This is a genomic window from Streptomyces sp. NBC_00461, assembly GCF_036013935.1.
Classification (GTDB): domain Bacteria; phylum Actinomycetota; class Actinomycetes; order Streptomycetales; family Streptomycetaceae; genus Streptomyces.
This window is the reverse complement of sequence record NZ_CP107902.1, coordinates 8,464,846-8,491,104: the sequence shown is the minus strand read 5'-3', so window position 1 is coordinate 8,491,104 and position 26,259 is coordinate 8,464,846. Positions and strand designations below refer to the sequence as shown.

At 71.2% G+C, this 26,259-nt stretch carries 29 protein-coding genes, 1 tRNA gene and 2 pseudogenes; 9 read left to right on the top strand and 23 right to left on the bottom strand.

What is annotated here, in order from left to right; all coding sequences use genetic code 11:
• Positions 1-58 precede the first annotated feature (58 nt).
• From OG870_RS39365 to OG870_RS39355, 3 genes and pseudogenes are all read right to left on the bottom strand, one after another.
• Positions 59-1,267 carry an MFS transporter gene (locus OG870_RS39365; protein ID WP_266591715.1) on the bottom strand — a complete coding sequence of 403 codons (1,209 nt, stop codon included), beginning with the start codon at positions 1,265-1,267 and terminating at the stop codon, positions 59-61.
• Between the two features lie 204 nt (positions 1,268-1,471).
• Positions 1,472-1,548 (bottom strand) — tRNA-Pro (locus OG870_RS39360).
• A gap of 173 nt (positions 1,549-1,721) precedes the next feature.
• A pseudogene (locus tag OG870_RS39355) lies at positions 1,722-1,882 on the bottom strand (phosphotransferase); the annotation flags it as partial.
• Positions 1,883-1,950: 68 nt separating this feature from the next.
• Here OG870_RS39355 and OG870_RS39350 point away from each other — a divergent pair.
• Positions 1,951-2,625 (top strand): hypothetical protein, encoded by a 675-nt coding sequence (locus OG870_RS39350; RefSeq protein WP_266591713.1) that lies wholly within the window; start codon positions 1,951-1,953, stop codon positions 2,623-2,625.
• Positions 2,626-2,713: 88 nt separating this feature from the next.
• Here the strand turns inward: OG870_RS39350 and OG870_RS39345 are convergent, their stop codons facing one another.
• Positions 2,714-3,847, bottom strand: a complete 1,134-nt coding sequence (locus OG870_RS39345; protein ID WP_266591711.1) for a class I SAM-dependent methyltransferase — start codon at positions 3,845-3,847, stop codon at positions 2,714-2,716.
• A gap of 299 nt (positions 3,848-4,146) precedes the next feature.
• Here OG870_RS39345 and OG870_RS39340 point away from each other — a divergent pair, with 299 nt between their 5' ends.
• Complete coding sequence (locus OG870_RS39340) at positions 4,147-4,866, top strand: transketolase (protein ID WP_405625646.1); 720 nt, start codon at positions 4,147-4,149, stop codon at positions 4,864-4,866.
• Positions 4,867-4,968: 102 nt separating this feature from the next.
• Positions 4,969-5,895, top strand: a complete 927-nt coding sequence (locus OG870_RS39335) for a transketolase family protein (protein ID WP_266591709.1) — start codon at positions 4,969-4,971, stop codon at positions 5,893-5,895.
• 41 nt (positions 5,896-5,936) lie between these two features.
• Here OG870_RS39335 and OG870_RS39330 read toward each other — a convergent pair whose 3' ends face one another.
• The 10 genes and pseudogenes from OG870_RS39330 to OG870_RS39285 form a co-directional block, all read right to left on the bottom strand.
• On the bottom strand, positions 5,937-6,296 hold the full coding sequence (locus OG870_RS39330) for an MmcQ/YjbR family DNA-binding protein (protein WP_266529647.1): 360 nt from the start codon (positions 6,294-6,296) through the stop codon (positions 5,937-5,939).
• A 30-nt stretch (positions 6,297-6,326) separates the two neighbouring features.
• A complete protein-coding gene (locus tag OG870_RS39325; RefSeq protein ID WP_266591707.1) occupies positions 6,327-6,860 on the bottom strand; it encodes a GNAT family N-acetyltransferase in 534 nt (177 codons plus the stop codon).
• Complete coding sequence (locus tag OG870_RS39320; protein WP_266591705.1) at positions 6,857-7,450, bottom strand: helix-turn-helix domain-containing protein; 594 nt, start codon at positions 7,448-7,450, stop codon at positions 6,857-6,859. Before OG870_RS39320 ends, OG870_RS39325 begins: the two co-directional genes overlap by 4 nt.
• Before the next feature lie 51 nt (positions 7,451-7,501).
• Entirely contained in the window at positions 7,502-8,404 is a 903-nt protein-coding gene (locus OG870_RS39315) for a LysR family transcriptional regulator (RefSeq protein WP_266529640.1), read from the bottom strand.
• A 49-nt stretch (positions 8,405-8,453) separates the two neighbouring features.
• Complete coding sequence (locus OG870_RS39310) at positions 8,454-9,647, bottom strand: glycine C-acetyltransferase (RefSeq protein ID WP_266529838.1); 1,194 nt, start codon at positions 9,645-9,647, stop codon at positions 8,454-8,456.
• A 19-nt stretch (positions 9,648-9,666) separates the two neighbouring features.
• The gene (gene tdh / locus OG870_RS39305; RefSeq protein ID WP_266591703.1) at positions 9,667-10,695 is read right to left on the bottom strand and encodes an L-threonine 3-dehydrogenase; all 1,029 of its coding nucleotides are present in this window, start codon (positions 10,693-10,695) and stop codon (positions 9,667-9,669) included.
• A 147-nt stretch (positions 10,696-10,842) separates the two neighbouring features.
• Positions 10,843-11,052, bottom strand: a pseudogene (locus OG870_RS39300) (gfo/Idh/MocA family oxidoreductase); the annotation flags it as partial.
• A 27-nt stretch (positions 11,053-11,079) separates the two neighbouring features.
• On the bottom strand, positions 11,080-11,451 hold the full coding sequence (locus OG870_RS39295; protein ID WP_266529636.1) for a YybH family protein: 372 nt from the start codon (positions 11,449-11,451) through the stop codon (positions 11,080-11,082).
• A gap of 34 nt (positions 11,452-11,485) precedes the next feature.
• Positions 11,486-12,202, bottom strand: coding sequence for an SDR family NAD(P)-dependent oxidoreductase (locus tag OG870_RS39290; RefSeq protein ID WP_266591701.1), 717 nt, complete (start codon positions 12,200-12,202; stop codon positions 11,486-11,488).
• A 134-nt stretch (positions 12,203-12,336) separates the two neighbouring features.
• Positions 12,337-13,275 carry a LysR family transcriptional regulator gene (locus tag OG870_RS39285; RefSeq protein WP_323179466.1) on the bottom strand — a complete coding sequence of 313 codons (939 nt, stop codon included), beginning with the start codon at positions 13,273-13,275 and terminating at the stop codon, positions 12,337-12,339.
• Positions 13,276-13,433: 158 nt separating this feature from the next.
• Here OG870_RS39285 and OG870_RS39280 point away from each other — a divergent pair, with 158 nt between their 5' ends.
• Genes OG870_RS39280 through OG870_RS39270 form a run of 3 tightly spaced genes read left to right on the top strand, consistent with a single transcriptional unit; the run spans position 13,434 to position 15,596 of the window.
• Positions 13,434-13,736, top strand: a complete 303-nt coding sequence (locus tag OG870_RS39280; protein ID WP_327691974.1) for a muconolactone Delta-isomerase family protein — start codon at positions 13,434-13,436, stop codon at positions 13,734-13,736.
• Positions 13,733-14,977, top strand: coding sequence for a YbfB/YjiJ family MFS transporter (locus tag OG870_RS39275; protein ID WP_266591695.1), 1,245 nt, complete (start codon positions 13,733-13,735; stop codon positions 14,975-14,977). The genes OG870_RS39280 and OG870_RS39275 overlap by 4 nt, the downstream gene beginning before the upstream one ends.
• 13 nt (positions 14,978-14,990) lie before the next feature.
• On the top strand, positions 14,991-15,596 hold the full coding sequence (locus tag OG870_RS39270; protein WP_266529621.1) for a GOLPH3/VPS74 family protein: 606 nt from the start codon (positions 14,991-14,993) through the stop codon (positions 15,594-15,596).
• On the opposite strand, the gene OG870_RS39265 is transcribed toward OG870_RS39270, so the two are convergent.
• From OG870_RS39265 to OG870_RS39230, 8 genes are all read right to left on the bottom strand, one after another.
• Positions 15,593-16,192 (bottom strand): TetR/AcrR family transcriptional regulator, encoded by a 600-nt coding sequence (locus tag OG870_RS39265; RefSeq protein ID WP_266529618.1) that lies wholly within the window; start codon positions 16,190-16,192, stop codon positions 15,593-15,595. The genes OG870_RS39270 and OG870_RS39265 overlap by 4 nt on opposite strands.
• 54 nt (positions 16,193-16,246) lie before the next feature.
• Complete coding sequence (locus OG870_RS39260; RefSeq protein ID WP_266529615.1) at positions 16,247-16,828, bottom strand: GAF domain-containing protein; 582 nt, start codon at positions 16,826-16,828, stop codon at positions 16,247-16,249.
• A gap of 60 nt (positions 16,829-16,888) precedes the next feature.
• Positions 16,889-17,488 carry a GTP-binding protein gene (locus tag OG870_RS39255; RefSeq protein WP_266529612.1) on the bottom strand — a complete coding sequence of 200 codons (600 nt, stop codon included), beginning with the start codon at positions 17,486-17,488 and terminating at the stop codon, positions 16,889-16,891.
• Entirely contained in the window at positions 17,466-17,837 is a 372-nt protein-coding gene (locus OG870_RS39250; protein ID WP_266529609.1) for a DUF742 domain-containing protein, read from the bottom strand. Before OG870_RS39250 ends, OG870_RS39255 begins: the two co-directional genes overlap by 23 nt.
• 2 nt (positions 17,838-17,839) lie before the next feature.
• Positions 17,840-18,274, bottom strand: coding sequence for a roadblock/LC7 domain-containing protein (locus OG870_RS39245; RefSeq protein WP_266529606.1), 435 nt, complete (start codon positions 18,272-18,274; stop codon positions 17,840-17,842).
• 86 nt (positions 18,275-18,360) lie between these two features.
• Positions 18,361-20,520, bottom strand: coding sequence for a sensor histidine kinase (locus OG870_RS39240; RefSeq protein ID WP_266591693.1), 2,160 nt, complete (start codon positions 20,518-20,520; stop codon positions 18,361-18,363).
• A 384-nt stretch (positions 20,521-20,904) separates the two neighbouring features.
• A complete protein-coding gene (locus OG870_RS39235; protein ID WP_266529600.1) occupies positions 20,905-21,315 on the bottom strand; it encodes a VOC family protein in 411 nt (136 codons plus the stop codon).
• A 75-nt stretch (positions 21,316-21,390) separates the two neighbouring features.
• Positions 21,391-21,783, bottom strand: a complete 393-nt coding sequence (locus OG870_RS39230; protein ID WP_266529597.1) for a helix-turn-helix domain-containing protein — start codon at positions 21,781-21,783, stop codon at positions 21,391-21,393.
• Between the two features lie 113 nt (positions 21,784-21,896).
• On the opposite strand from OG870_RS39230, the gene OG870_RS39225 reads away from it, so the two are divergent.
• Positions 21,897-22,283 carry a cupin domain-containing protein gene (locus tag OG870_RS39225; RefSeq protein ID WP_266591691.1) on the top strand — a complete coding sequence of 129 codons (387 nt, stop codon included), beginning with the start codon at positions 21,897-21,899 and terminating at the stop codon, positions 22,281-22,283.
• Positions 22,284-22,420: 137 nt separating this feature from the next.
• Here the strand turns inward: OG870_RS39225 and OG870_RS39220 are convergent, their stop codons facing one another.
• Entirely contained in the window at positions 22,421-23,686 is a 1,266-nt protein-coding gene (locus OG870_RS39220; protein WP_327691973.1) for an MBL fold metallo-hydrolase, read from the bottom strand.
• Between the two features lie 529 nt (positions 23,687-24,215).
• On the opposite strand from OG870_RS39220, the gene OG870_RS39215 reads away from it, so the two are divergent.
• Together OG870_RS39215 and OG870_RS39210 are read left to right on the top strand one after the other, a co-directional pair.
• A complete protein-coding gene (locus tag OG870_RS39215; RefSeq protein WP_266529590.1) occupies positions 24,216-25,394 on the top strand; it encodes a glutamate dehydrogenase in 1,179 nt (392 codons plus the stop codon).
• 225 nt (positions 25,395-25,619) lie between these two features.
• Positions 25,620-26,240, top strand: a complete 621-nt coding sequence (locus OG870_RS39210; protein WP_323178538.1) for a TetR/AcrR family transcriptional regulator — start codon at positions 25,620-25,622, stop codon at positions 26,238-26,240.
• Positions 26,241-26,259: the final 19 nt, after the last annotated feature.

Sequence of the window (26,259 nt, the reverse complement as noted above, 5' to 3'; positions counted from 1 at the left end):
GCCCGGGCTGTCAGGCGGCGCGCACGGCACGTGCCCGGAACGGCCTCTCCTTCATGCTTCATGGCCGTCCCTCGTTCCCACGGGGCCGGGCCGGCCGGCCACGGGCGACAAGACACGCCGGCACGGCCACGGCGGCGCCGATGTACAGCAACGCCTGGTAGTCCAGGGCACGCACGATCTGGCCACCGGCGGCGCCGGCCAGGGACAGGCCCACGAACAGCGCGCTGTTGTTCCACGACAGCATCGCGGTCGCCCGCTCGGGGAACATGTCGACCAAGTGGCGTTGCTGGGCAGGGAAGAAGGCGTAGGCAGCCAACGCGAACAGGGCCAACGCGCAGGCCAGCGCCCAGGTGGCGGAGAACACCAGGGCCACGACGGTTTCCAGCGCTGCCGTCAGCGCCAGCGCCGCCCCGGTGACCCGTACGGCATCGGCCCGGTCCGCGATCCGGCCCCCGACCTGCCCGCCGACGACGGCACCGACGCCGTAGACGACCAGCAGCCACGTCACCGCGGTGGCCCTGCCGTCGGCATGCAGGGCGACGGCGAGGAAGGTGTAGAGGCTGTACACGGAGAACGCCCACAGGCTCGTCACCGCTACGGCGGACACCGCGATCCCCGTACGGGGCCGCCCGGCCCCCTGCCGTGCGCTGGGCGGGGAGAGGGCCGCCGGGACCGGAAGCGCGCGCCAGACGAACGCGTGCGGGAAGGCCAGAAGGAACGTGCCCGCCGCCAGGATGACGAATGCGGCCTGCCAGCCCACGTACCGCCCCAGGAGCGACCCGGCCGGCGCGCCCACCCACAGGGCGGTCAGCAGACCCGATCCGACCACAGCCAGCACCTGCGCCCGTGCCTGAGGCCGCGCACGGGTGCTGACCAGGGCGTACACCGTCGGGCCGGTCGCGGCGGCGGCAAGGCCCGCCACGACCCGGGCGACCAGCAGCACACCGAAACCCGGCGCCAGAGCGGTGCCGACGTTCGAGGCGGAGAACAGCACCAGAGCGACGACCAGGACCGTGGCGCGGTCCCATCGGTCCGAGACCCAGCCGGCCAAGGGTGAGGCCACCACGTAGGCGATGGAGAAGGCCGTGACCAGCAGGCCGGCACTGGCTGCGGAGACATCGAACGACGTGGCGATATGAGGGAGCAGCGGCGCCACCACGAAGAGATCGGTTCCCACCAGGAACTGCGTCAGCCAGGCCAGCGCGACCGGCCCGGCGGACAGAGCGGGCACCGTGTCCACGGCCGGCTCGCTGCGGGGCGAGTGCATGGTGTCGACGCTAGGGCCTCCGCCGAGGCGCGGCCATCGGGGACGGGCAGAGGCGTGGGCATGTGCCTGGCGGTCTCGCCCGAGCTCAAGCTCAAGCTCAAGACATTCCGTCGCGATCACCCTGCCCCGCGACCGCCCGCTCACGCGCACGACAAAGGCCGCTTTCCCATCACTGAGAAAACGGCCTCCGACCTGCCATGAAGCTGGTCGGGACGACAGGATTTGAACCTGCGACCCCTTGACCCCCAGTCAAGTGCGCTACCAAGCTGCGCCACGTCCCGATGCCCGTCTGACCTGGGGTTTCCCCCGGCCGAACGTGCATGGAAACCATACCGCACTCGGGTCGATGGTCGCGCATGGCTTTTGCGTGCGCCGACCAGGGTTGCGCGACAGGCCTGACCACCGGAATGACGGCGACGAGCCCTCGGCCTTCCGTTGCATTCCTGATTGCCTGGCCGATGAGCGCCTCGGTGATCTGCCGGGTGGTCTGCGCGGCAACCCGGGGGTGACGGCGGCGTAGCAGGTGCAGGCGTTCAACCCGGTGGCCAGGGCCCAGCCGCGGCCCCGCATCCAGGTGGCGTCGTCCATGTCGAGCGCGGCGCGGAAGGCCATGCGTCGACGGTCGCGTCAAATGAAGTGATGGGGCTGCTCGGTCGTCGTTAGGCTGCCCGCGGAGGTCGCCCATGGGGATGTCGTTGCTGTACGAGGTACTGGAGCCGCTACCGGACGCGGAGAGCGCTCTGCGTCGCGCACGCGCGCTTTTGAGAGAGTTCGCCGATTGGGCGGACGACCCGGACATCCCTCAGATCGGCCAGGTCGTGACGGCGGAGCAGTACGTTCACGCGCTCACGTTCTTTCGCGAGGGCCGGTTCATGACACGGGCCGGTATGCGCTTTCCCGAGACGGGCCTGGAGGACTTCTGGAGGCGGCTGCACGCGCTGGGCGTGCCGCGTGGCGAGAGTCCGTACGAGGTGCAGGTGGAGCTGATACCCGAGTTGGAGGGGCTTTGGCCGCTTCCCCCGGAGATATGTCTGGAACCGTGGCGTGACGCCTGGCCGCCGCTCGTGCTCTCCCGTCTGGAGGAGAACTGCAGGGAAGCCGACATCGACGCCCTGGTCGCGGACGTCGGCCCGCTGTCGTTCGACGTGGGCTGGTACGCCGCGCTGCGCGGACTGCCCTCCAGCAAGCTGTGCGGTGTCCAGCTGTGCCTCAACAGCGTCTGGACCTCCCAGTCCGCCGAACCGGCCCAGGGTACGCACGGTGTCTACCTCTCCATCGGGACCAGGAACCGGGACGTGCAGGAGGAGTGGCTCGCCGCCACCGGCCTGGCTCTCGGCGAGCCTCTGCTGGGCTGGTAACCGTCAGCTCACTTCCGCTTCCCCCTCCCCGGAGGCGATCGCCGAGGTCACCAGCCTGATCGCCCCCGGAGACAGCCGGCGCTGATCGTCACGTGCCGGCGAGACGCCAGAGCGAAGTGACTTCCGTGGCTCGGGCGGCGTGGAGGGGATCATCGGCGTCCCTCGCTCGTGGATGCCGCGGCCGGGTGTCAATCCTGTCCACCACGTGCAGGCCCGCTGCCTTGATGCCGGCAAGAAGTTCGCCGCGCGTCCTGAGTCCGAGGCGCTCGGCCAGGTCCGACAGGATGAGCCATCCTTCACCTCCCGGTTCGAGATGCGCGGTGAGTCCGTCCAGGAAGTCGCGGAGCATGCTGCTGCCCGGGTCGTAGACACCTTGCTCCACGGCGGAGGTGGGCCGGGCCGGAATCCAGGGTGGGTTGCAGACCACGAGGCCCGCCCTCCCGTCCGGAAAGAGGCCGGGGCCCACGATGTCGACGCGCCCGGTGAGTTGTAGTCGGCGGACGTTCTCGCGTGCGCAGGCCAGGGCACGCGGGCTGATGTCGGTGGCCACGACGTGGTCGATCCCCCGTTGGACCAGGACGGCGGCGAGCACTCCTGTCCCCGTCCCGACGTCGATTGCGGCACGGCGCCTCGCGCGGCGGCCCGCCGGCGCGGGAAGCGGTGCATGTGCAACGAGGTCGACGTACTCGCCCCTGACCGGGGAGAACACGCCGTAGTGCGGGTGAATACGAGCGTCGAGGGCCGGCACCTCCACGCCCTTCACCCGCCATTGATGCGCTCCGATCACGCCCAGTAGTTCCGTGAGCGGGACAGCCATCGGCTCGGACGGCGGACCGTACGCCTCGGTGCATGCCTGGCGCACATCGGGGGCCCTGCGGAGGTTCAGGCCGTAGTCCGCTTCCAGCCGGACGAGGAGCTTGCCGAGCACGCGGGCGCGGTCGCTGCGGGCCCTGCGGTGCAGATGGAAGGAGTGTGCCGGGCTGTCGCTCTGCCGGGAAGGTTTGCGGTTGATGCGGCGGCCCATCGCTTGCAGCAGTTGACGCGCGTTGTGGAAGTCACCCCGCCACAGCAAGGCGGTTCCTTCGCAGGCCAGACGGTAGGCGGAGTCGGCTTTCATACGGTCGTCCGCCGCGATGACCCGGCTGGGAGGCGGTGTCGCGCTCTCGGAATGCCAGCGGGCAGAACGGGGGGTGTTCATCTCGGTCCAGTGGATCGTGGACACCAGGTACTCCTCGTGATCGAACGTGCAGGGGCACGAAGAGCACTTCGACGAGGAGCAGGGCAAACGGCCCGTGCCGCAGCACGGGCGCGTGTGTCAGGGCAGGTAGGGCTACCGCTCCCGCGTCGAAGCGCGAGAGGAGGAGTCGCCTAGAACCATGCCGAGCGTCACGACCAGCCCTTTCAGAGAGATGAGGTACGAGGCTCGCACAGCCCTTTCTCCGCAGGCAAGCCAATTCATCGCTGGGCGGGGAGAGTTGTCCGCTTGACCTGAAGTTTGGTTGAGGTTGCACGATCGTCCGTATGACGATGACTGACGCGATCACCGAGGAACAGCGGCGTGGCTACGCCTACGAAGACCTGCCCCGGCTCATGGGGTTGATGACGGGCGACGAGAAGCACGGCCCGGCGGCGACGTCCACGCTGGATGTGTTGTGGGTGTTGTACGACCGTGTGCTGCGGGTGGGGCCGGAGCGGACGGGCGACGCGGAGCGGGACCGGTTCCTGCTCTCCAAGGGGCATGGGCCGATGGCGTACTACGCGGTGCTCGCCGCCAAGGGCTTCGTACCCGTGGACTGGCTGCCGGGGTTCGGCTCGTACGACTCTCCGCTCGGGCACCACCCCGACCGTGTGCTCGTTCCGGGTGCCGAGATCGGCAGCGGGTCGCTGGGGCACGGGCTGCCGATCGGTGTGGGTACGGCGCTGGGTCTGCGGGCCCAGGGACTGCGTGAGCCGCGGACCTGGGTGCTGATCGGGGACGCCGAACTGGACGAGGGCAGCAACCACGAGGCGATCGCCTTCGCCGGGCCCGCCGGGCTGGAGCAGCTGCACACCGTCGTCGTCGACAACTCCTCCGCCAGTCATGCGCGACCCGGCGGCATCGCCGCCCGTTTCGAGGCCGCGGGCTGGTCCGCGGTCACCGTCGACGGCCGTGACCACGAGGCGCTGTACGCCGCCTTCACCGCTCCGCATCCGGACCGCCCGCACGTCGTCGTGGCCCGGGTGGAGCCGAAGAACGTCTGAGCCCCCCGCCCACGTCCGAGCCCGGCCCCGTACCGCACCTGCCGTATTCCGCTCCTGCCGCGTACGGCACCTCTTTCGACCACGAGAAAGGCCCGACCTTCCATGGACACCATGCGTGACCGTTTCGCTCCCGTCGTCTCACGGCTGCTCGACGAGGATCCACGCGTCGCCGTCGTCCTCGCCGAGATCGGCAAGGACGGCTTCACCGAGGCGCGGCGGCGGCACCCGGACCGGGTGGTGAACGTCGGCATCCGCGAGCAGCTGCTGATCGGGACCGGCGCGGGACTGGCGCTGACCGGGATGCGGCCCGTGCTGCACACGTTCGCGAGCTTCCTCGTCGAGCGGCCCTTCGAGCAGGTCAAACTGGATCTGGGGCATCAGGACGTGGGCGCGGTGCTGGTGAGTGCCGCCGCGTCCTTCGACTGGCCCGCCGGCGGGTACACGCACATGGCTCCGGGCGATGTGGCCCTCCTCGACACCCTGGACGGCTGGACCGTGCACGTGCCGGGGCATCCCGACGAGGCCGAGACCCTGCTGCGGCACGCGGTCGCCGCGGGTGACGACAAGGTGTATGTGCGGTTGTCCACGCAGTCGAACCCGGCCGGTCTCGCGGTCGACGGGGAGCGGTTCCTCACCGTCCGCGAGGGACGCTCAGGCGTGGTCGTGGCCGTCGGGCCGACGCTGGATGCCGTGCTCACCGCCACGGAAGGGCTCGATGTGACCGTGCTGTACGCGACGACCGTACGGCCCTTCGACTCGGCCGCGCTGCGCCGGGCCACGGAGACGGCAGGAACCGACGTCGTCCTCGTCGAGCCGTACCTTGCGGGCACATCGACCGCGGCCGCGAACGACGCACTCTCCGATGTTCCCCACCGCGTGTTGGGCCTCGGCGTGGGGCGCCGCGAGCTGCGGCGGTACGGCCGAATCGAGGAGCACATCGCCGCGCACGGCCTGGACGTCCGGTCGCTGCGGGAGCGGATCGGCGGGTTCGTCTCCGGCGGACGGCGGGCGGCTGTGCAGGTCGGGTGAAGCGGGGCGGGGCGGGTGAAGCGGGACGGGTTCGCGGGATTTCAGCTCTGCCCCGGGAGGCCCAACTCCGGGTGCGCGTCGAGCAGTCGGGGCGGCGCCGCCTGGCGCCAGGAGTCGGCGAGGATGTCGCGCAGTTCGCCCTCGTCGTCGATCGAGGCGAGCCGGGCTCTCACCCAGGCGAACTGTGCCTCGTGGTCGGCGATCCAGAACTTCTCCGGTTCGGCCAGCACCAGTTCGTCGCGCTCCTCCTTGGGGCAGCGCACGGCGATGGAGGTCTCGTCCTCGGGCAGCGTGGCGAACATCTTCCCCGCGACCCGGAACGTGGGCATGCTCCAGGCGATCTTCTCCGTCGTGTCCGGCAGGGCAAGGCAGATACGGCGTACGTCTTCGGCATCCGACATGCCTCGCACCGTAGCCGCTCCCACTGACAATCACCTGGTGAGAGCGTCGGAGTTCAGTTGCTTGAAGTAGATCGACGTCGGCCTCAACACACCGTCCGGGGCGGCCGCGTAGTCCGGTATCGCGCCGATCCGGGTCCAGCCCGCCGAGCGGTACAGCCCCTCGGCAAGGCTGTCGGTCTCCGTGTCCAGGTGCAACAACGTGATGCCGGCCGCCGCGGCCGCGTCCTCGGCGGTGGCCAGGAGCCTGCGGCCGAGACCCCGTCCTCGGGCGCCCCGGTGCACCATCAGCTTGACCAGTTCGGCGCGGTGGCGGCTGTTGGGCTTGTCCGGGAAGGCCAGGCTGACGGTGCCGACCACCCGGTGCCCGTCGTACGCCGCCCACATGGCGAGTTGCCCGGCGGCGACGCCCACGGCGCGCTGCTTCCACCAGGCGCGCGCCTCCGCGCGGTCGAGGGGTGCGAGGAAGCCGACGGAGGCGCCGTCGTCCACGGTGTCGACCAGGAGGTCCGCCAACTCCTCCACACGCGCGTGCAGTTCACCGCGGTCCAGCCGGTTCACGTTCACGGCAGCACCACCGCCAGTACGTAGCGCACGCCCCTGGGGTCCGTACACCTGAATCGCGTCGGCCCCCACACTCGCAGCCGCAGGCAGTCCCCCGTGTCGAGGTGGTGTTCCACGTCCTGTGCCGTCACCTCGAGCGCTCCTTCCAGAACCCAGATGTGCTGTTCCAGTCCGGGCACGGGCGGCCGGTCGTAGGCGATGTCGGCGCCCGCGGTCAGCCGGCCCTCGACCAGCTCGCCGCGCAGCCCGGCGTGGGGCGGCGACACGGAGCGGCGAAGGAAGCCGGAGGCCGTGTCCTGCCACACCTGTTGCCCGGCGGCCCGCACCAGCTGGGCCTGTTCGGCCTCGATCTCACTGAGCAGTTGGGACATGGTGCGTCCGTAGACGTGGCAGAGCCGGTTCAGCAGCGCGGCGGTGGGGCTGATCTCCGCGCGCTCGGCCCGGGAGAGGGTCGAGCGGCTCAAGCCGCTGCGCTCCGCCAACTCGCCCAGGGACCAGCCGTGTTCGGCCCGCAGCTCGGCCAGGCGCGCGCCGAGGCGGGTGTCGACGGGGTCCGGGGCGGACTCCGCGTCGCCTCGCGTCGTCTGTTTCATATCCGGGAATCTATCCCATAAATGAAACAGCGGGTGAGGCAGCGAGTGAGCTTATGTGCGGGCTGCTTCTTCCAGCGCCGCCAGGACCGGACGGATCAGGGGGTGCTCCTCAGCACCGCGCCGCACCGCCGCGAAGACCCGCCGTGTGGGAGCCACTCCGTCCACGGGGCGCACGACCACGCCCTTGAGGTCCATTCCGCGCAGGGCCGATCGCGGTACGAGGGCCACGCCCGCGTCAGCGGAGGCGAGGGCCACGACGGCGCGGAAGTCGTCCGAGGAGTGTTCGAGGCGGGGCTGGAAGCCTGCGCTCTCGCAGGCCAGCACCACCACTTCGTGGCAGGGGTTGCCGGGGTAGGGGCCGATCCACGGGTCTTTGGCCAGCTCGGCCAGCGGGACCTCGGCGGCGTCGGCCAGCCGATGGCTCACCGGGACGACCGCGTCGAAGGGCTCGGCGTACAACGGCACGTGGATCAGGCGCGGATCGTCGGCGGGGGGCGCCCCGCGGTACTCGACTGCGACCGCGACATCGACCTGGCGGTCCAGGACCATCGGCAGGCTGGCGTCGCCCTCCGCGTCCTGGACGCGGATGCGGATGCCCGGCGCCGTTTCGGCGAGGCGGGCGATCGCGGGGGCCACGACCTGAGCGATGCCGGTCGCGAAGGAGGCGACGGTGACCGTGCCGGCCGCGCCCGAGCTGTACGCGGCGAGCTCCGCCTCGGCCCGCTCCAGCTGGGCGAGGACCGCATTGGTGTGGCTGAGCAGGATCTCGCCGGCCGGGGTCAGCCGTACGCCCTTGGCGCCGCGCTCGACCAGGCGGTGGCCGGTCTCCTGCTCCAGGGCCGTCAACTGCTGGGAGACGGCGGAGGGGGTGAGGTACAGCGCGGCGGCTGCCGCCGTCACGGTGCGGTGGTCGGCCACCGCACGGAGGATGTGCAACCGCCGCGCTTCGATCATGGGAACGATTGTCTCAAATGCCCACGTGACTGCCCCCGTGTGCTCCTGCTCAGCCTTCCAATTCCGCCCGCGCCCCGACGAAGGCGTCCACGGCGCGGTTCACGTCCTCGGTCGAGTGCGCGGCGGACAGCTGCACGCGAATGCGCGCCTGGCCCTGCGGCACCACCGGGTACGAGAAGCCGATCACGTACACGCCCCGCTCCAGCAGCAGCTCCGCGAGGCGGCCCGCCTTCGTCGCGTCGCCGATCATCACGGGTGCGATGGCATGGTCGCCGGGGAGGATGTCGAAGCCCTCCTCGGTCATCCGGCTGCGGAACAGCGCGGTGTTCTCGGCGAGCCGCACGCGCAGGTCGTCCGCCGACTCCAGCAGGTCGAGCACCTTCAGCGAGGCCGCGGCGATCACCGGGGCGAGGGTGTTCGAGAAGAGGTAGGGCCGTGAGCGCTGGCGCAGCAGGGCGACGATCTCGGCGCGGGCGGCCACGTAGCCGCCGGAGGCGCCGCCGAGCGCCTTGCCGAGGGTGCCGGTGATGATGTCGACGCGGTCCATGACGCCGTGCAGCTCGGGGGTGCCGCGGCCGCCGGGGCCGACGAAGCCGACGGCGTGCGAGTCGTCGACCATGACCATGGCGTCGTAGCGGTCGGCGAGGTCGCAGATCTCGGCGAGCGGGGCCACGTAGCCGTCCATGGAGAACACGCCGTCGGTGACGACGAGGCGCCGCCGGGCGTCGGAGGCGTCCTTCAACTGCCGTTCCAGATCGGCCAGATCGCGGTTGGCGTACCGGAAGCGGCGGGCCTTGGACAGGCGGATGCCGTCGATGATCGACGCGTGGTTGAGGGCGTCGGAGATGACCGCGTCCTCGGGGCCGAGGAGCGTTTCGAAGACGCCGCCGTTGGCGTCGAAGCAGGAGGAGTACAGGATCGTGTCCTCCTGGCCGAGGAAGGCGGACAGTCGCGCCTCCAGCTCCTTGTGCACCTCCTGCGTGCCGCAGATGAAGCGGACGGAGGCCATGCCGTAGCCCCAGCGGTCCAGGGCCTCGTGGGCGGCGGCGACCACTTCGGGGTGGTCGGCGAGGCCGAGGTAGTTGTTGGCGCAGAAGTTGAGGACCTCGCCGGGGCGGCCGCCCGCGGTGACGGCGACGGTCGCGGACTGCGGGGTGCCGATGACGCGCTCGGGCTTGTGCAGCCCGGCGGCGCGGATCTCGTCGAGGGTGGCGCGCAGGTCGTCGCGCACGGAGTCGAACATCATCAATCCCTTGTGGAGGTCAGAGGGTCCAGTCGAGGATGACCTTGCCGCCGCGGCCGCTCGCCGCGTCGGCGAACGCCGCCTCGAAGTCGCGGTATCCGTACCGGCCGGTGATCACGGGCGACAGGTCGAGGCCGCCTTCCAGGAGCACCGACATCGCGTACCAGGTCTCGAACATCTCGCGGCCGTAGATGCCCTTGATGGTGATCATCGAGGTGACGATCCGGGCCCAGTCGACCGGGAACTCCTGGGCGGGCAGGCCGAGCATGGCGATCCGGCCGCCGTGCGTCATGTTGGCGATCATGTCGCGCATGGCCTCGGGGCGGCCGGACATCTCCAGGCCGATGTCGAAGCCCTCCCGCAGGCCCAACTCCCGCTGTCCGTCGGCGATTTCGGCCTGGGACACGTTCAGCGCGAGGCTCACGCCGATCTTGCGGGCCAGCTCCAGCCGCTCCTCGCTGACGTCGGTGACGACGACGTTGCGGGCGCCCGCGTGCCGGGCGACGGCGGCGGCCATGAGGCCGATCGGCCCGGCGCCGGTGATCAGGACGTCCTCGCCGACCAGCGGGAAGGAGAGCGCCGTGTGCACGGCGTTCCCGAACGGGTCGAAGATCGCCGCGACGTCGAGGTCCACCGGACTGCGGTGCACCCACACATTGGCGGCGGGCAGGGCGACGTACTCGGCGAAGGCACCGTCCCGTCCCACGCCGAGCCCGACCGTGGCCCGGCACAGGTGCCGCCGCCCGGCGAGGCAGTTGCGGCACTTGCCGCACACCAGATGGCCCTCGCCGCTGACCCGGTCGCCGACGGCGATGTCCGCGACATCGCGCCCGGTCTCCACGACCTCACCGACGAACTCGTGCCCCACGACGAGCGGGGTGCGGATCGACTGCTGCGCCCAGCCGTCCCAGGCGCGGATGTGCAGGTCGGTGCCGCAGATGCCGGTGCGCAGCACCTTGATCAGCACGTCGCCGGGTCCGACGGCGGGCTCCGGGACGTCCGCGAGCCACAGCCCGGGCTCCGCCTTCTCCTTGACCAGCGCCTTCAACGCTACGGCTCCTGTGCGTGAGGTCCCGGATGCGGGCACGCCGAAGCGGTCCGCATCCGGGGAGGGGGGTGGAATCACCCAGCAATCTGCCGTACGGCACCGCCCGGGGTCCATCGAGGATTTCTTAAGCCGCGCCGCAGCTCCGCTTCACACCTGCCCGCGCTCGAAGCAGGCGTCCGGCTGCGGGTCCAGCGACGGCACTTCCCGTACGACACCGCCGGCACGCAGCGACTCGGTCGCCCCGAACCCGGCCGCCACCGCCTTCCGTGCGGCCACGGGCGAGGTGTCGGTGCGCCCTCCCTCCCGTACGGACGGCAGGAACTCGTCGCCGATCAGCGGATCCGCACCGCCGTGCCCGGCGCCTCGGTCCGGACGGCCGGACGGCTAGTCCAGGCGGGACACCTGGTAGTGGAGGATCGCCCAGCCCTCGTCGCCTCGTTTCACCAGGACGGCGAGCTTGACGGGGAGCGTGGGCCGGTCGGTGAACGAGAAGTCGACGTCCAGGTAGCCGAGTACCAGGTCGTCCGCGAGCCGTCGCGTTTCGAGAACGCGGTACGCCGCTTTCATGCCCAGCGGCTGGGAGTCGTAGTACTCGGCGACGCCGTGCCGTCCGACGCTGTAGGGGTGCAGGCCCTGGAAGATGGCGTCCTCGGTGAAGGCGGACGCGACCCGCTGCGGGTCGTGCGCGTCGACGGCCGACTTCCACCGGTCGAGGACGTCACGCAGGATCGTCTCGTTGTCCGTCGCGGTGCTCATCGCGGGTTTCTCTCCTCAAGTGATGTCGAGTGCTTCAGTGTCCGGCGCTCATACCGCCGTCGACGTGCAGGATCTCTCCGGTGACGAACGGGGCCGTCTCCAGGTAGAGCACGGCGTCGACGATGTCGCCCACTTCGCCCATCCGGCCCATCGGATGCAGGGCGGCAAGGAACTCGTGGCTCTCCTCCGGGTGCATGGGCGTCTTGATGGTGCCGGGCGACACGGCGTTGACGCGCACGCCGCGGGTGGCGTACTCGATGGCGAGGGACTTGGTGGCGGACTGCAGACCGCCCTTGGTCAACGAGGCAAGCACGGAAGGCACGTTGGCGTCCGCGTTGTCGACCAGGCTGGTGGTGACGTTGACGACGTGACCGCCGCCCTGGGCGAGCAGGTGCGGCAGGGCCCGCTGGGTGAGGTGGAAGAAGCCGGTGACATTGATGCCGGTCACGGCGGCGAAATCCTCGGCCGTGTAGTCGGTGAAGGGCTTCGCGACGAAGATGCCCGCGTTGTTGACCACGGTGTCGATACGGCCGAACCGCTCGACGGCGGCCGCGACGACCCGCTCGGCGGTCGCCGGGTCGGCGATGTCGCCCTGCACGGTGAGGACGCCGGCGTCGTCGACGGGGGCGATGGTGCGTGACGTGGCGACGACGGCGTGGCCGAGCTTGCGGTAGCCCTCGACGAGGGCGGCGCCGATGCCCTGCGACGCGCCGGTGATGATCGCGACCTTGCTCATGGTGGCCTCGTTCATGGTGACCTTCTCCTCGATGAATCGGTGGAGGACCGACTAGACGACCGGTCGACTATTCGGAAGGTAGGTCGGGCGGACCGGAGGCGGAAGGATCGGTTTCCTTCTGTGCGGGAGGCGCAGCCTCCCAGTACAGGTCAGCCCGGGATCGCGTACGGATCGTCGGCGGGCAGCCAGGCGTCCGGGGCGTGGATCCCGAGGTCTCCCACCCCGTCGCAAAGGGCGTCCACGGCGGCGAGGACCCCCGCCCTGTCCTCGCTCTCGCGCCACACCAGGGACCAGGTCCAGTAGACCTTCGGCGCGACGATCTCGCGGCGGACCAGGTCGGGCGGGAGCGGAGTGGTCTGCCCCTTGGGCGAGTTGAGGACCGGGCGGTGGCAGCGGCGGACGTGGTCGAAGAAGGCGGGGCCGGTGATCGCCCCGTCGGAGATGCGTACCGTACGGGCCCCGGTGACCTGCGCCAGCTCCTCTGCGTACCCGTTCCAGGACGCCCAGGAGGTGACGTCGTCGTCGATCAGGACGTCGCTGTCCCGGGCCGCCACATCCGGTACGTCACTGCTGTCGCCGCCCTTGGCCACGGCGTAGAGCCGGTCGGCGCCGAGGAGGCGGGCGCGCAGCCCGAGCCGTTCCAGGTCCTCGGTGCGCACCCAGCACACGGCGAGATCCAGGCTGCCGTCAGCGACCCGGGCGACCTGGGTGTGCGAGGGGGCGACCCATGCGTCGACATGCACCCGTGCCACCGCGGCCGTGCGCGAAGTCAAGTCCGGAGGAAGCCAGTTGACGTAACCGAGCCGTACGGACTCGGAGCCCGAGAGTCGGCCCGCCCGGCGCTTGAGGTCGTCGGCCCGGTCCAGCAGGGCGCGGGTGGGCGGGAGCAGGGCGGCTCCGGCCGGGGTGAGGGACACCGAGCGGCGATCCCGGTCGAACAGCCGTACCCCCAGGTCCCGTTCGAGCGCCTTGATCTGCTGGGAGAGCGAGGGGCCCGCGATGAGCAGCCGCTCGGCGGCCCGGCCGAAGTTCAGTTCCTCGGCGACCGCGACGAAATACCGCAGCTGGCGCAGTTCCACGCGCGTCATGCTACGCGCGCTGGGAGGCTGCGCCTATCAGCAGCGAGGAAGCCGGTCGTGGCATCGATGCTGGTGACGGGCGCACGATGAGGGTCGCGGCGGACTTCCGAATGCCACTGAGGACTGAGCCACTGAGCCTCTGAGTGACGGAGCAACGGAGAGAGATCATGCGAGAGTTCCTGGTCGAGATCACCACCACCATTCCCGAGGGCACCGGTCAGGACGAGGCCGACCGGCGCCGCGCCGCCGAAGCCGTCCGTGCGAAGGAGCTGGCCGCCACGGGCCATCTGGCCCGACTGTGGCGCCCCGTGGGCGAGTTGCGCAGCATCGGCGTGTGGCGCGCCGCCGACGAGGCGGAGCTGCACGAGAAGGTGCTCGGCACGCTGCCGCTGCGCCCGTGGATGACCGTCGCCGTCACCCCGCTCGAATCCCACCCCAACGACCCGGGGCGGGTCGACGGCACGCGATGAGTGCCCCCTCCCCCTGGGCCCACGTCGCCCAGGCCGCGGCTGCGCTCGCGGCGGGCATGGGCGTCGGCCGCTTCGTCTACACCCCGATCCTGCCTCTGATGCACGCCCAGGCGGGTCTGTCCGCCGGCGCAGGCGCGCACCTGGCCACCGCCAACTACGTCGGCTATCTCATCGGAGCGGTCGCGGGCATCCTGCTCCCCGCGCTGGTGCGGTCCCGCGCCGTGCTGCGCTGCTCGCTGCTCCTGCTGACCGCGACTCTCGCCGCGATGCCGCTCACCCACAGCACGGCGGTGTGGGGCCTGCTGCGGCTGGTGGCCGGGGTGGCGAGCGCCCTGGTGTTCGTCGTCGCGGCCGGGTCCCTCCTGCACCATCTGCGGGAACATCCGCCGCACCTGTCCGGCTGGGCGTTCGGCGGTGTGGGCGTCGGCATCGCGCTGTCCGGCCTGCTGGTGCTGGTCCTGCGGTCCGTGGCCGACTGGCGGACCGCCTGGTGGGCGTCGGCCGCACTCGCCGCGCTGCTCACGGCCGGCTCGTGGAACCTGTGGCCGGAAGCCGTGGTACCGGCGGCCGCCCCGGCATCGGGGGCCACGGCAGCGCGCACGCACCGCTGGTTCGGTGCGCTGTTCGTGAGCTACACCCTGGAGGGCGTCGGCTACATCGTCGCCGGGACCTTCCTGGTCTCGGCGATCGGGCAGGGCTCCCCCGGCTGGGTCGGCAGCGGCGCCTGGGTACTGGTGGGGCTTGCCGCCGCACCGTCGGCGGCGCTGTGGGCCCGGCTCGGGCGCCGCTGGTCCCGCCCCGGTCTGCTGTTCGCCGCGCTCGTGGTCCAGGCGGTCGGCATCGGCCTGCCCGCCCTGATCGGCACACCGGCCGCCGCGCTCGTCTCGGCGGTCCTCTTCGGCGCCACCTTCATCGGCGTCAGCACCATCGCCCTGGCCACCGGGGCCCACCTGCGCTTCCCTCGCTCGGTCGCATTGCTGACCGCCGGATACTCCGTCGGGCAGATCCTGGGCCCCCTGGCCGTCGCCCCGCTGCTGCACCACGGCTACCATCAGGCCCTGCTGCTGGCCGCCCTCGTCGTTCTCGCCGCGGCGGCGGCCGCCGCCGTGCTGCGGATCGGCTTCCCGCACCACATGGTCGTAGTACGACACACAGCACCGCAGCAGCAGCGAGAATCGGCGGAGAACACCCGGTCCGCAGAGGCCGGCGCCGACACGCTCGCCCCGCACTCGGCCAACTGACGTGGAGCCGCTCATGAACACCGCACGGGACCTCGCGATCGTCGCCCTGGACGTGGCGCCCAGCCGTCCGGTGGAACAGGGCGACCTGTCGCTCGCGCTCGCCGGAGCCGAGATGCTCGACCTCATCGAGGCGCTGGCGCTCGCGCTGGAGGACGACCGCATCCTGCCCAGCGCCCAGTCGCCCACGGGCGACCGCCTGTTGGACGAGGCCGCCGCCTCGCTCGTACGGCAGGAGCCTTACGAGTCGGTCGAGGACTGGCTCTGGCGGCGGGGCCGCGGACTGTCCTCGGCCTATGTCGACGACCTGGAGCGGATCGGGGTGACGGCCCGGGCACGTGGCCGCCGCATCCCTCTGCGCACCGCGCGGACCGAGCTGGTCGACTCTCCGGCCCGGCGCCGGGCCGAGGAGCGCTGGGCGGCGGGCGAACCGGTTCTCTCCGCCCTGGCCGCCACCGCCGGGATCCACGACGACCCGGCCGAGGACGCTGCCGAACTGGCCGGTGACGCGGTCACGACCGTACTGGCCGCCGTCGGCGACGCGGTGATGGAGCTGGAAGCCGTACGCCAGCGGCGGCAGATCGAGGATGCCGCCTTCGACAACGTCTGGCGCGGTTACTAGGAGACCGTGGCCCCGAGCAGAGCCCGGCAGTTGTCCCACAGGGGACTCAGCCGGCCGGTGCTGTTGTAGAGCTTGGCGAACATCACCTGGCCCTCCAGCTGGGCCACCACCGCCCGGGCCGACTCCCGCGGGTCGGCCACGGTGACCTCGCCGCGCTCCCGGGCCTCGGCGATCACCGCTTCGACCATGTCGACCTGCGCGTCGAAGATCTCCTGCAGTCTCCCGCGGACGGCCTCGGTCTGGTTGCTCAGCTCCAGGGTGAGATTCCCGAACAGACAGCCCGAGACGGTGCCGCAGCCCTGCTGACCGGCGCGCTGGCCGGCCTCGGTCTCCTCGAAGAGCGTGCGCAGCCGCTGCAGCGGCTGCGCGTCGCCGCCCAGGACGCGGGCCCAGTCGCGCTGCTGGGCGGCCCAGTGCTCGTCGACGACGGTGAGCGCCAGGGCCTCCTTCGACTCGAAGAAGTAGTAGAAGCTGCCCTTCGGCACGCCGGCCGCCTTGCAGATCTCGGCTACGCCCAGGCCCGTGTAGCCGCGCCCCTCGATGAGCGAGCGCGCGGCACCGAGGATCTTCTGCCTGGCGTCACTGGTGCGTCCCACACGGCAAGTGTACGTAAGTACTAGACCGGTCGGCTAGCAAGCGGCGGCTGCCCGTCAGAGCAGCGGGAGCCCGTCCGCCTCCCTGCGCTCCAGGCGGGCCACCAGATCCGCCGCCGACGCCTTGATGGTCTCCAGGCCGGGCTTCCCCCAGGGCCGCGGCTCGATGTCGACGACGCACACGGTGCCGAGCACCATCCCCGTGCTGTCGATCAGCGGCGCGCCCAGATAGGAGCGGATGCCGAACTCGTCGACGACCGGATTGCCCGCGAACCGCGGGTAGTCGCAGACGTCCTCCAGGACCAGGGCCTTGCGCCGCACGACCACATGCGGGCAGAAGCCGTGGTCGCGGGCCAACTCACGGCCCAGGACAGGGGTGGTGCCATCGGGCTTCACCACGGGGCGCGCCACGTTCGAAAGGTGCAGGCCCGCGAAGAACTGCCGGTTCTCGTCGATGAAGTTGACCATGGCGTACGGCGCCCCGGTGAGCTCGGCGAGGTGGTCCGCGTAGGCGTCGAGGGCGGGGTCGGGGTGTTCTCCCAGGCCCAGTCGGCTCAGGCGCCGGGCCCGGGCGGGGGCCTCCTTGTCCTCGGGGGTGAGCAGCAGACGACCGGCCGGGCGCGCCGGGTCGTACGTCATGGGCGGGCTCCGTCACTGTGGACGCAGGGCATATACGGGCTCCGTGGCGGTGTGCGGGGATCACATGTGGGCGCCGTGGCTCGGCGCGTGTGCGGGGGCGTGGGCGATGAGATGCCGGACGAGGGTGAGCAGGGTCTGGACTCCGGAGCTGGAGATCCGGGCGTCGCAGCGCACGACGGGAATCTCCGGGGGCAGGTCTATGGCGGCACGGACCTCCTCGGGGTCGTAGCGGTAGGAGCCGTCGAACTCGTTGATCGCGACGATGAAGCCGAGGCCCCGCTGCTCGAAGAAGTCCACAGCGGCGAAGCACTCCTCCAGGCGCCGGGTGTCGGCGAGGATCACGGCGCCGAGCGCGCCCTCGGAGAGTTCGTCCCACATGAACCAGAACCGCTCCTGCCCGGGCGTGCCGAACAGATACAGCACGTGTTCCGGATCGAGCGTGATGCGGCCGAAGTCCATGGCCACCGTCGTCTCGACCTTGTTCTCGATCCCTTCGAGGCTGTCGGTCGCGGCGCTGACCGTGGTGAGCAGTTCCTCCGTGCTGAGCGGCGCGATCTCGCTGACCGCGCCCACGAAGGTCGTCTTGCCTACTCCGAACCCGCCCGCCACAAGGATCTTGAGTGCGGTGGGGAAGGGGTCAGAGCTGTCGTCGTAGTCCATCGAGCACTGCCTCCAGAAGGGCCCGGTCAGTCGGGTTGTGGTGGAACTCGGGGGGCTTGGTGGTGAGCGCCCCGCAGTCGACGAGGTCCGACAGAAGCACCTTGGTGACCACCGCCGGCAGCTTCAGTTGGGCGGCCACCTCGGCGACCGACACGGGCGCGCGGCACAGGTCGAGCGCATGCGCGTGTTCGGGGCCGAGATAGCCGAGAGGCGTGGCTCCCGTGGCCATCACGTGCGACAGGAGGTCGAGCGCGATGGTGGGCCGGGTGCGGCCGTTGCTGACCGTGAAGGGGCGCACAAGCCGACCGGCCGCGTCGTCGAGCCATGGCCCGTCGCCGACCGTCGCCACGCTCAAGGCCTCATCGCCGAGGGTTCGACGGAGTGCTGGCGGGGCGCGGTGACCAGGTAGGGGCGGACGCTCTTGACCAGCATCGCCATCTCGTAGCCGAGGACCGCCGCGTCGGCCTCGCGGCCTGCCAGTACGGCGAGACAGGTGCCCGAGCCGGCGGTGGTCACGAACAGCAGGGTCGAGTTGAGTTCGACGACGACCTGGCGGACGTCTCCGCCTTCGCCGAAGCGGACCCCGGCGCTGCGGCCGAGGGAGTAGAGGCCGGAGGCCAGTGCGGCCATGTGGTCGGCGCTGTCCGGGTCGAGGCCGTGGACCGACTTCACGAGCCCGTCGCAGGACAGGAGCACCGCACTGGTTGTGTGGGGTACGCGCTGCACGAGGCCGCTCATCAGCCAGTCGAGATCGGATACATGGCCGGTCGGCGCATCGCTCGCCATGGTGGATCGACTCCTTGGGGTACGAAGGTCTGCGGGAGCGGTGGGGGTGGGAACGGGGGTGGGGAGGGGGGTGGAAGCGAAGGTGGTCATCCGGCTGGTGCGCTCCCGTCGTGCCGGGTGGGGTGGTCGATGCCACGCGCGGACGCGGGGCGCGCCTCGGCTATGTGGGCCGGGTCCATGTGCGGTACGTCGATGGAGGACGGCCGGGAAGTGGCGGTGACGTCCGTGTGGCGAGCGTCCAGGGACGAGGTCGGGAGCATGGGTGACAGCTCCGTGTGAGCGGGGTCCATGAGGGGGCGCAGGTCGATGCGCGGCGCCTGTCCCATGGGCTCCGGCTCCAGGTGCGCCGAGGCCGTCGTATGTTCCGGCTCCACGTATGCCGACGCTGTGTGCATCGCCCCCGTGTGCTCCGACGCTGTGTACATCTCCCCCGTGTGCTCCGACTCCAGGCTCTGCTGGGCCTCTGCCAGGCCGATGCCGCGCTGGAAGGCCGCCATCAGACCCGGGTCGTGGCCGACGAGGTACTCGCTGTCCTGGCGTGGTGCCGGGCCGTCGCGCAGTTGGGGCGCGATGTGTTCCTGGGCACGGCGACGGGGCAGTTGGGGCTTGCCCATGGTGCCGCGGACGGTGCCGGTGCGGGGCGTGGGCGGCGCGGTCCCGTTGTCCGCGACGAGGTGCCGGTCCTCCGGCCTGATGCCCGGCAGGGCCTCCGAGGGGTTGGCTCGCTCCTGGTGGGTGCCGCGCATGGGAAGCGGTGCCGGTCCGGCGCCGCCCGGCGTGCTGCCGTTGAGCACGTTGCCGCCCTGCGTGCTGCCGCCCTGCGTGCTGCCGTTCGGCGCGGGAGCCGCGGGGCGCGCGGCCTCCCCGTGCTGCGGACGGCGCGGTGCGGGCGGCTCGGGCGGGACGCGCGGTGTGACGATCTCGGGTGCGGGCGGCGCCTGGAGGGGCGGTTGCGGGGATCGCGGCGGCACGGGCGAACCGGCCGCGCCCATCGCCCCTGGGACACCCTGCGGCTGGGGCGCGACTCCGGGAACGCCCGGTTTCGAGCCCAGCAGCCCCTGCGGTACGACGAGTACGGCCTGCACCCCGCCGTAGATGTTGGTCTGCAGGCGGACGTTGATGCCGTGCCGCCGGGCGAGCTGTGAGACGACGAACAGTCCGATGCGGCCGTCCGCGAGCAGGCTCGCGACATTGACCTGGTCGGGGTCGTCGAGCAGGGCGTTCATCTTCTTCTGCTCGGCGACCGGCATGCCCAGTCCGCGGTCCTCCACCTCGACGGCGAGTCCCGAGGTGACGAGGTTGGCGCGCAGCAGAACCTGGGTGTGCGGGGCGCTGAACACCGTGGCGTTCTCGACGAGTTCGGCCAGCAGGTGGATGACGTCGGCGACGGCGTGGCCGCGCAGGGTGCCGTCGATCGGGGGCACCAGCTTGACCCGGGAGTACTGCTCGACCTCGGCGATGGCGGAGCGCAGTACCTCGGTCATGGAGACGGGGTGGCTCCACTGCCGACGGGAGACGGCGCCGCCGAGGACGGCGAGGTTCTCGGCGTGGCGGCGGATCCGGGTGGCGAGGTGGTCGACGTGGAAGAGGCCCTTGAGCAGATCGGGGTCCTCGATCTCGTTCTCGAGCTCGTCGAGGATCGAGATCTCCCGGTGCACCAGGGACTGCAGCCGCCGCGCGAGGTTCACGAACACCTCGAGCTTCTGTTCGCTGCCCGCCTGGCTGGAGAGCTGGGCGGCCTGTACGACGGCGGTGACGGCGCCGTCGTGCGCTCGGGTCAGATCGGCGGCGAGCAGTTCGAAGTCGTCGGCGTCGTCGGGCGGGCCGCTGCGCGGCTTGCGCCGGGGCGGGGCCTCGCCGTGGCGCAGCGACTCGACCAGGGCGCGCAGATCGGCCTCGCCGCGGGCGCTGCTGCGGCGCAGGGCGCCGATGCGGTCGCTCACGGACTTGGCGGCTCGGTCGGCGGCCACGGTGGCGATCAGGATGCCCGCGAGGGTCACCGAGGCGGCGCCGGCGAGCACGCCCCACAGTGTGAGGCCGGGCCGTGCTCCGGTGGAGCGGACGGTGAACAGGACCGCCGCCGCGGCGCTCAGGGCGACCGCGATCGGCGGCAGCACGGCGAGCCGCATCAGCTGGGGCCGAATGCGGGTCTCGGGCAGCGAGGGAACGGGTCGGGCGACCGGCCGTCCGTGCCGCCCGCCCTCGCGGCGGTCTGCGCGTGCGGCCGGTGCGCGAAGGTGAGACATCGGTGTCCTCGTCGTACTGGTTCCGTCGGTGCCTGGGGCGCGGGCTGCGCGGTACGGGCAGGCATCGCCCGATGGACACTCACAGTAGTCGTCAACCCATCATGTGCGGTGGGCAGTTGACAAAGTCCCACGCACAGCGTCCTGCTCTGGTATGAGGCTTCGTACGACAGACCGATAAACCCAGCGGGTGCGCGATCTCGGCAGGCGCGGGATCGATCAGAGCTGGTCAGAAGCGGTCACGGAAAAACGGTGAGGGCCGGGGAACGATTGCTCCCCGGCCCTCACCGAATGCCCTTTTCTGTTTCGCCGTCGCTCCGCCGGGGCCATTTCAAGGCGCTTCCGCATCCCCGGAATTCATCCCCCGAACATCACTCAGCGTATCGATCAACCCTTGGGCTGGGTGAAGCGGATGCTGTTGCCGAAGGGGTCGCGGAGACCGCAGTCGATTCCGTACGGGCGCTCCGTGGGCTCCTCGGTGAACTCGACGCCCTTGGCCTTGAGGGTCTCGTACGTCTTGCGGCAGTCATCGGTACTGAAGATGAGGAACCCGCCTGTCGCGCCCTTGGTCAGCAGGTCGCGGACCTGTTCCGCGGTCTCCTCGGACAGCCGCGGCGGGCCGGGCCGCTCCAGCAGGACCTCGCGGTCCGGCCGACCGGGGACGTTGACCGTGAGCCAGCGCATGAAGCCGAGGTCGGCGTCGGTGTTGACCTCCAGGCCGAGCTTGCCGACGTAGAAGTCGAGTGCCTCGTCCTGGTCGAGGACGTAGATCTGTGAGTGCGTGATTGCTGTGAACATGTGCATCACGCTACGAGCCCGGCACCGCGAAAACTTATCCAAAACTGCTCAGCCGGCCGAAGGGCGAGCGGACTCTCAGGCGCTCGGCCGCATCCACGCCATCGTGAAACAGGTGGGGACGTCCAGGGCGACGGCCTGCTTGCGGTACTCCCGCGGCGACCGGCCGACGACGTCGCGGAACGTGCGGCTGAAGGTGCCCGGGCTGCCGAATCCGACCTCGAAGCAGATGTCCGTGATGCTGCGGTCGGTCTCCCTCAGCAGGAACATGGCGCGCTCGACGCGTCGGCGCTGCAGGTAGCGGTGGGGCGTCTCGCCGAACGTGGCCCGGAAGGTGCGCGCGAAGTGGGCCGGGGACACATGGGCGATCCGCGCCAGGGCCGGCACGTCCAGCGGCTGCGCGTAGGCGCGGTCCATGGCGTCCCGGGCCCTGAGCATGCGGCGATTGGTCTCTTCGGCGGCGCGGCTCACGCCGCCATCACACCATGGTTCCGCGAGTGCCTCTCCTCCGGTGCCGGCAGCCCGGGACTAGCCTGGCGACGAGACGTGGCCGCCGCTCGACGGCCCGAGCGGAAGGAGCCGTCATGGACCAGGGACGCGACGAGGTTCGCGTGGCCCGTCCCGGTGACCGCAGGCCCGGACCGGGCACTGAGGGGATGGACCGGCAGGAGGCCTTCGCGACCGAGGGAATGTGGTCGGGATTCGTCCGCACGGAACCCGGGGCGGTCTCCGGCTGGCACCACCACGGCGACCACGAGTCGGTGATCTACGTCGTCACCGGGTCCCTCAGGATGGAGTTCGGCCCGGGCGGCTCGCGCACGGTCGAAGCCGGTCCCGGGGACTTCCTCCACGTACCGAAGGGCGCCGTGCACCGGGAGAGCAACCCCTCCCCGGAGCCCGCCGACATCATCGTCACCAGGGCCGGGACCGGACAGTCCACGTTCAACGTCGACGGACCCGCACCGGACTGAGACCCGACCCCCACCACACCTGAAACGGCACGTCGCCCCGCAGCGCGCCAGGGCGGACGGCTCCCCCGGCACATCGGGACGACATATGACCCGCCCCGGCACGCCCGGTCAGCGCGTGGCCGCTCTCCGCGACGAGGTCAGCCCGCCGGCACGGTCTCGGGCTCGCCCGTACCCTCTGCCGACTTGCCCTGCCCCGTGCCATCCGCGTCGGTCCGGGCGCGGGCGGCGGAGGCGACGGCCGTCTTCGTCGCCGCCTCCGTCAGGGCGTCCGCGGCCGGCCAGCCGCCTGCCGGGGCCTGGGCCACGGCGCGCCACCACGGCTCGGACGGAATGGTCTCCGCGGTGGGCTCGAAGGGCTCCCCGGGGCGAGGCAGGGCGGCACGGGAGCCGGTGGCGTGTGCGGCCGCGACCGTGCCCTCGCCGGGCTCGGCCCAGGGGTGCGTCGCCAGGTTGAAGGTGGCCCAGTGGATCGGCATCATCACGCCGTGCGGCTCACCGCCCTGAAGGTCTAGGTGGGCGCGCATGCCCTCCTGCGGCGTCATGTGGATGTCGGGCCAGAAGTCGGAGTAGGCGCCGATCTGGATCATCGTGGCGTCGAACGGCCCGTGCTCGGCACCGATGTCCTTGAAGCCGTCGAAGTAGCCGGTGTCACCGCTGTGGAAGATCCGGTGCTCGGCGCCGGCGACGGCCCAGGAGGCCCACAGGGTGTGCTGGGTGTTGCGCAGGCCGCGGCCGCAGAAGTGGCGGGCCGGGGTGGCCGTCAGAGTGAGGCCGCCGACCTTGGTCGCCTCGTGCCAGTCCAGCTCGCGCACGCGGTCGGCCGAGACGCCCCAGTGTTCGAGGTGGGCGCCGACGCCGAGGGGCACGGCGAACAGCGTGTCCGTGCCGGCCAGGGCCTTGATGGTGGGCAGGTCCAGGTGGTCGTAGTGGTCGTGCGAGATGACGACGACGTCCACCGGGCCCAGCGCGGCGAGCGGCAGCGGCACCGGGTGCAGCCGCTTGGGCCCGACGAAGGAGAACGGGGAGCAGCGCTCACCCCACACGGGATCGAAGAGCACCCGCTGACCGTCGATCTCGGCGAGCACACTGGAGTGCCCCATCCAGGTCAGCCGCAGCCCAGTGACGGGCGGCCTGGCGATGTCGGCGAGCGTCGTGGGGTGCACCGGCACCGTGCCCTTGGGGGCACGCCGGGGTCGCTCGTCCTTGTCGAAGAAGACCTTCGCGAAGTCGACCGCCGAACCGGAGGGCCGCGTCCGGGCGGTACCCCCGGGATTCTGGAAGACCCCGTCCTTGAAGTGGGGCGATCTACGGATGCGCGCAAGGCGCTCACCGCTCGGGTCCGCGCCGAAGGCCGCGGGCTGCAGCGCGCGGAGCCCGGAGCTCAGGGAACGGAAACCGGACACGGTACCTCCAGGTGGAGTGGGTGAGGCATTCCATTATGGTCGGCGCCTCCGACAACACCTGTGTCGTCCGGGCTCGGCGGCCACTTTCCAAGGAAAGCCCAAAGATGCGACAACCAACGACCTCTACGAAGTAGAAGTAGAGGTCCCGTGCCGCTCTCCCGGCTCACCCCGCACGCCACCGCGCCCACCTCCCGCAGGAACCCGGGCCCGCCGCTTGGTGAACCGCGGACCGCCGTCGTCCATTCCCTTCACGATGCGCACCGGAGGCTTCTGATGATCCGTTCAGCACGTTGACAGGGAGTGCCCCCGCTTCCGATACTGAATGAGCATTCAGTACGATTCGGTAGTCGTCAGTCGGTGAGCAACCCCCACGGCCTGATGGAGGCACCATGTCCGACCTCAACTGCAGCTCGCCGTCGCCGGGGTAGCGGCCGCGTGGGCGGATCTCCTCGCATGCGAGCGCACGCGTCACCTGGGCCCTCGACACCCTCGGACCTTCCACCCTGATCACCATCCGCGAGGAGATCGCATGACCGCCCCCCTGATGTCGCTCACGTGGACCGATCACCTCACCGGCCGCCAGGGTTTCCTGGTCGTCGACCGGCTGGTGCGCGGCGTCTCCAGCGGCGGGCTGCGCATGCGCGAGGGCTGCACCCTGGACGAGGTCGCCGGGCTCGCCCGCGGCATGACCATGAAAGAGGCGCTGCATTACAACCCCGAGGGCCGCTACGTCCCCCTCGGAGGCGCCAAGGGAGGCATCGACTGCGATCCCCAGGACCCGGGGGCGTACACACTCCTGGTGCGCTACCTGCGCGCCATGAAGCCGTACATCGAGAGCCTCTGGACCACCGGAGAGGATCTCGGGCTCACCCAGGACCTGGTGGACCGGGCGGCCGTGGAAGCGGGTCTTGTGTCGTCCATCCAGGCCGTGTATCCGCTGTTGGACGACGAGGCGACGGCGCGGCGGCGGCTCGCGGACGCGTTCGCGGTGGAGGTGGACGGCATCGGCCTGGACGAGCTGGCCGGCGGCTGCGGGGTCGCCGAGTCGGCGCTGGCGGCCCTGGACCGGGCGGGCGTGCCGTATGCGCGGGCGCGGGTCGCCGTGCAGGGGCTGGGCACGATGGGCGGGGCCACGGCACGCTTCCTCACGCGCGCGGGGCTCACCGTCGTGGCCGTCGCCGACATCAAGGGCACGATCGCCAACCCGGCGGGCCTCGACGTCGAGGCGCTGCTCACCGCGCGGGACGCGTACGGCACCGTGGACCGCACGGTCCTGCGCTCCGACGACCGCGAACTGCCCGGCGACGCCTGGCTGTCGGCCGAGGCGGAGGTGCTCGTGCCGGCGGCGGTCTCGTACGCGATCGATGTCGCCAACCAGGAGCAGATCAGCGCCCGTTGGGTCGTCGAGGCGGCCAACATGCCCGTCCTGCCCGAGGCGGAGGAGCTGCTGGCCGCGCGCGGGGTGACCGTGCTGCCCGACGTGGTCGTCAACTCCGGTACGAACGCCTGGTGGTGGTGGACCCTGTTCGGCGACATCGGCCCGGACGCGGACGAGGCGTTCGCCCACACCCGCCGCTCGATGCGCGCCCTGATCGAGCAGATGCTGGCCCGCGCGGAGGCCGACGGAACGACCCCGCGCGCGGCCGCGCACGCCATCGTCGCGGACCGGCTGCCGGTGATCGCGGAACGGTTCGGCTGGTACCGCTGACGACGGGCCGCCAACCGCTGTCCTCGGCTCTGTTCACCCCCGGCTCTGGGAGGCCTTCAGACAACCCACGGTTTCATGGCCGCCGAACGGCCCACCGCCCTGAGCGGGATGCCGGATGCGGGGAGGCGTGATGCGGCGATCACGTGGCCCGATCTGTACCCGGCCGAACTCGCCAAGTAATGACCTCGCCCGGCACCGTGAGCGGCGACGGAATAGGGTGACCGCGTGGCGAGAGTGCGGTTGAGCGTGGCCGAGCGGCGCGAGGAGCTGCTGCGGGCCGCCATCGGGCAGATCGAGGCGCGGGGCGTGGCGGCGGTCAGGATCGCCGACGTGGCCTCGGCGCTCGGCGTGAGCAACGCGCTGGTGCTGTACCACTTCTCGACGAAGGAGAAGCTGGTCGCCGCGGCGTTCACGTTCGCGGCCGAGGACGACCTCGGGCATCTGCGCAAGCTTCTCGGCCGCCGGACCACGGCGCTGCGGCGACTGCGGTCGGCCGTGCGCTGGTACGCGCCGACGGGCCAGGCCAAGGGCTGGCGCCTGTGGATCGAGGGCTGGGCGGCTGCGCTGCGCGAGCCCGCGCTGCAGGAGGTCACACGGGACCTCGACAGGGAGTGGAAAGCTGCGATCGCCGAGGTGATAGCTGAGGGCGTGGCCGCGGGCGAGTTCCGCTGCCCGGACCCGCAGAGTACGGCTCTGCGACTGACGGCCCTGCTGGACGGGCTCGCCGTTCAGATGACGTCGTACGCCGGTGCGGTGTCCCGCGCGCGGGCGCAGGAGTGGGTGGAGGAGGCGCTGGCGCGGGAACTGGGCCTGGAGCGGGCGGCGTTGACCACCTCCGAGCAGTGAGCTCGCCGCACTGGGCGAG